This is a genomic window from Candidatus Spechtbacterales bacterium, assembly GCA_040879145.1.
Taxonomy (GTDB): Bacteria; Patescibacteriota; Minisyncoccia; order Spechtbacterales; family 2-12-FULL-38-22; genus JAWVZY01.
This window is the reverse complement of sequence record JBBDKX010000018.1, coordinates 1-3,878: the sequence shown is the minus strand read 5'-3', so window position 1 is coordinate 3,878 and position 3,878 is coordinate 1. Positions and strand designations below refer to the sequence as shown.

General features: G+C 38.9%; 5 protein-coding genes. All 5 read left to right on the top strand.

The window, feature by feature from the left end; translation table 11 throughout:
- Positions 1-1,068: tRNA uracil 4-sulfurtransferase ThiI (gene thiI / locus WDZ40_01735; GenBank protein ID MEX0877568.1), on the top strand; the 1,068-nt coding region annotated here is incomplete at its 5' end.
- Positions 1,069-1,105: 37 nt separating this feature from the next.
- Entirely contained in the window at positions 1,106-1,567 is a 462-nt protein-coding gene (locus tag WDZ40_01730) for a hypothetical protein (protein ID MEX0877567.1), read from the top strand.
- 144 nt (positions 1,568-1,711) lie between these two features.
- Positions 1,712-2,287 carry an elongation factor P gene (locus tag WDZ40_01725; GenBank protein ID MEX0877566.1) on the top strand — a complete coding sequence of 192 codons (576 nt, stop codon included), beginning with the start codon at positions 1,712-1,714 and terminating at the stop codon, positions 2,285-2,287.
- A gap of 29 nt (positions 2,288-2,316) precedes the next feature.
- Positions 2,317-3,507, top strand: coding sequence for a diaminopimelate decarboxylase (gene lysA / locus WDZ40_01720; protein ID MEX0877565.1), 1,191 nt, complete (start codon positions 2,317-2,319; stop codon positions 3,505-3,507).
- A gap of 159 nt (positions 3,508-3,666) precedes the next feature.
- A partial coding sequence (locus WDZ40_01715) for a hypothetical protein (protein ID MEX0877564.1) occupies positions 3,667-3,878 on the top strand: 212 nt, incomplete at its 3' end.

The following is a 3,878-nucleotide window of genomic DNA, read 5'->3' as shown; positions in this document are numbered from 1 at the left end:
GAGGGGAGGATATATGTACAGAAAACAGATAACAGAAAACAGATAACAGAAAAACTAAAATATGTGTTCGGTATTACAGGCTATGTTGAAGCATATAAAACAGGGCTTTCAATGGCTGATATTGAAGAAATTTCATATGAAATAACTAGTCAGGAGATAAAAAACGGCGCTAAGACATTTAAAATAGAGGCAAGGCGCGGGAACAAAAAGTTTGAAAAGAACTCCATGGAAATAAACACTGAAATAGGGGGGAAGGTGCTTAATAAATTTAGCGAACTTGCTGTAGATATTCACGACCCTGATTTTATTGTTGAAATCGAAGTTAGAAAGAATGAAGTTTACGCATATTCAACCGGCAATGAAGCAAAAGGACTGGGGGGGTTGCCTGTGGGAACGGCATCACCCGGGTTGCTTATGCTTTCGGGCGGGATAGATAGCCCCGTGGCAGGCTGGATGATGATGAAAAGGGGAATGCCTGTTGATGCTGTATACTTCCATACCCCGCCGTATACGGGAGATAAGACAAAAGAGAAAATAATAGACCTTTGTAAAATTTTGTCGCGATATAAAGCGGCGCCAATTAGACTCTTTGTGGTGTATTTTACAGGACTGCAGGTTGAAATATCTAAAAACATACAGAACCCGTTCTTAACGCTGGTATCAAGGAGGTTTATGACAGAGATAGCGCAGGAACTATCGCAAAATAATGAATATAAAGCCCTTATCACAGGTGAGAGTCTGGGACAGGTTGCAAGTCAAACAATAGAGAACATGGCTGCTGTGGGGCACGAAATAGAAATACCGATAATGCGCCCTCTTTTGGCTTTTGATAAAGAAGAAACAATTGATATCGCAAAGAAAATAGAGACATTTAAAACCTCTATACTTCCTTATGATGACTGCTGCGCTGTTTTTGCATCAAACAATCCAAGAACTAAGGTTTCACAAGATGCCTTGATTAAACTGAAGGAAGGATTGGAAGCGAATAAGCTGGTTGAAGAAGCACTTGAAAAAATGGAAATTTATATGATAAGCTCGTCTAAAACAGAGTTTATTAGTAATAAGTAATAAGTGATAAGTAAAAAGTGCTATGATAAATAAAGGTATGGCTAAAGAAATTCGAAATCAGGAGCAGTTAGTCGAAACGGTAAAATATGTTGCTTCAGAAACCTCAAAGATGGCTCAAAAGGTTCTTGGAAGGGCTTTTTCGATTAAATCTTTGACGGTGTTTTCTCACTCCCAAGAAGAGTTTGACGCATTAGTTAAAATTATAGAGAAGTTGGGGAAACCTTACAATTATAACAATGGGCCGCGGGTTGAGTTGCGCGATCCAATCGAAGCAGGTGGTAATCTCATAACCCATCTTCGAATCCGAAAACCAGACACAGAACGACCGCAAGTGGGGTGTAATGATTTCGAAACTGATTACGAAATTTTCAAAAACGATTATTTATCAAAGCATCCAGCCAACCTTAATTTTATAGAACGGCAAGAATATGAGATGATCGAGCTGCATGACCCAAATTTCGATGTGCTCGCGTACGTGGTTTCAAGTCCTGTGGGCTAAGAAATAAATAACTCAATGCCAATACCTCATTGAGTTATTTAAAAAAATATGGTGGCGCCTGTCTGTGTGCCTCGCACGACACAGGCAGGTACAGCGCTGTAAAAATTACGCATTACTTATTACTAATTTTGTAAAGCAAAAAATATGCTAACAGTTAGCCAATTAACAAAGGATACTCTTATTTTATTGGATGGTGCACCGCACCGTGTTTTAGAGATACAGCACAAAAAAGTGGCGCGGCAGGCGGCAACCGCTGAGGCCAAGTTAAGAAATCTTATAACCGGGGCTACAATAACACGCGGTTTTAATCCGTCTTCAGACAGATTTGAAGAAGCTAATATACAAAAAAAGATTTTTGAGTTTGTGTATTCACATAAAGATAAGTACGTATTTTGTAATCTCGAGAACAAAGGGGAAAGATACGAACTTTCGGAGGAGAGCTTGGGGGGTGAGAAGTTTTTTTTAAAACCTAATCTGGAGGTTTCAGCACTTTTTTTTAAAGACGACATAATAAGCATAGAGCTGCCTATAAAAGTTCAATACAGAGTTGTTGAGGCGCCGCCAAATATACGAGGAAATACGGTAAGCGGAGGAACAAAACAGGTTAAAATTGAGAGTGGCGCTACGATTTTGACCCCTCTTTTTATAGAAATGGACGACATAATACTTGTGAACACTTTGAAGGGAGAGTATGTGGAAAGGGTTAAAAAATCAAAATAGCCCAACAGCTTCCCGCCAATATTTCTTTTATGAATAATCAAAGATTAAAACAACTTGCTAAAAAATACGGAACACCGCTTTATGTTTATGATGCGGGTATTATTGAAAGGCAGTTTAACTTGTTGGATAAGGCAATAAAATATCCGAATAAGCGCATAAACTACGCTGTAAAAGCAAATCCCAACACTCACATTTTAAAATTTTTACGCAAACTCGGGGCATATGCGGATACTTCAAGCCCCGGCGAGGTTTGGCTTGCCTTAGAGGCCGGGTTTAAGCCACGGGATATACTTTTTACAGGCAATAATTTAACCGAAGATGAGTTGAAATTTGTTTTAAATAAAAAAGTTTTTATAAATGTTGATTCTTTAACCCAGCTTGAGCGAATAGGTAAAATTAAGCCCGGCATCAAGGTTGGGGTCAGAATAAACCCCTCTTACGGAGCGGGGCATCATAGCCATGTTATAACAGCGGGTCCGAATTGCAGGTTTGGAATTGATATAAAAGATGTTAAAAAAATTAAACAGATTGCCGATAAATATGATCTTAAAATAAAGGGACTTCATCAGCATGTGGGTTCGGGAATACTAAACCCGGCTATATTTTTGAAGGCGATGGATATTATGCTGGACACAGCAAAAGGTTTTGAGGATTTGGAATTTATTGATTTTGGCGGAGGTTTTGGGATTCCGTACCTTCCAAATGAAAAACCATTAGATGTTGAAGAGTTGGGTAAAAAACTTTCTGATAAATTTGGTAAATTTGTAAAAAATTACGGCAAAGAGCTTAGTCTTTATGTGGAGCCTGGCAGGTTTTTGGTGGGGGAGAGCGGTACTCTTTTGGTTCAGGTTACCGCAATACAGAAGACTCCCGCTGGAGAGCTGGTTGCGGGTACAAACAGCGGCATGACACACCTTATAAGACCGGCGCTTTATGACGCTTATCATGAGGTGGTAAATGTCTCAAATCCCAAGGGGCGCAAAAAACGAGTTACAATTTCGGGTAACATATGCGAGAGTACAGACATTCTCGCGAAAGACCGCTTAATACCCACTGTACATGAGGGGGATATTTTAGCTATAAAAAACACAGGCGCTTACGGAATGAGTATGGCGAGCCGTTTTAACGGACGTCTTTTGCCGGCAGAAGTACTGGTAAAAAATAATAAAGAAATTGTAATAAGAAAGCGCGACACATATAAGGATTTGTTGCCCAAATAGCTATTTTGGTATGAGGTTTGTATGGTTTTTGAACGGGCGAATTTAAGAATAATTATGCACCTTAGTTTGCTTTTTGTTCTCGTTTCGTTTTCCATACCTTAGGTACTTTATTTGTTAGTATAATGAACTTATGCTAATTTATTTTATCTATGAAAATCTATGAAAAAATTTGTATCAGCCGCAACCTTATTAATTTTTATTACATCTTTTATTCCCGAAGCGTTGACGGAATCATCGTTAAATATTATTTCTAATGTGGGGGTAGACTTTCTGACACCCACAAGCGCAGAGGTGTTTCGGGATATGGGGCATATAGCAAAAACAGAGGCTATTTGCAGTAGTTTTGAAGAGGAATATCGCAGTTTATGCAA

Coding starts and splice junctions, on each gene's coding strand:
- WDZ40_01730 (MEX0877567.1), top strand. CDS start 1,106: ATGGCTAAAGAAATTCGAAATCAGGAGCAGTTAGTCGAAACGGTAAAA.
- WDZ40_01725 (MEX0877566.1), top strand. CDS start 1,712: ATGCTAACAGTTAGCCAATTAACAAAGGATACTCTTATTTTATTGGAT.
- lysA (MEX0877565.1), top strand. CDS start 2,317: ATGAATAATCAAAGATTAAAACAACTTGCTAAAAAATACGGAACACCG.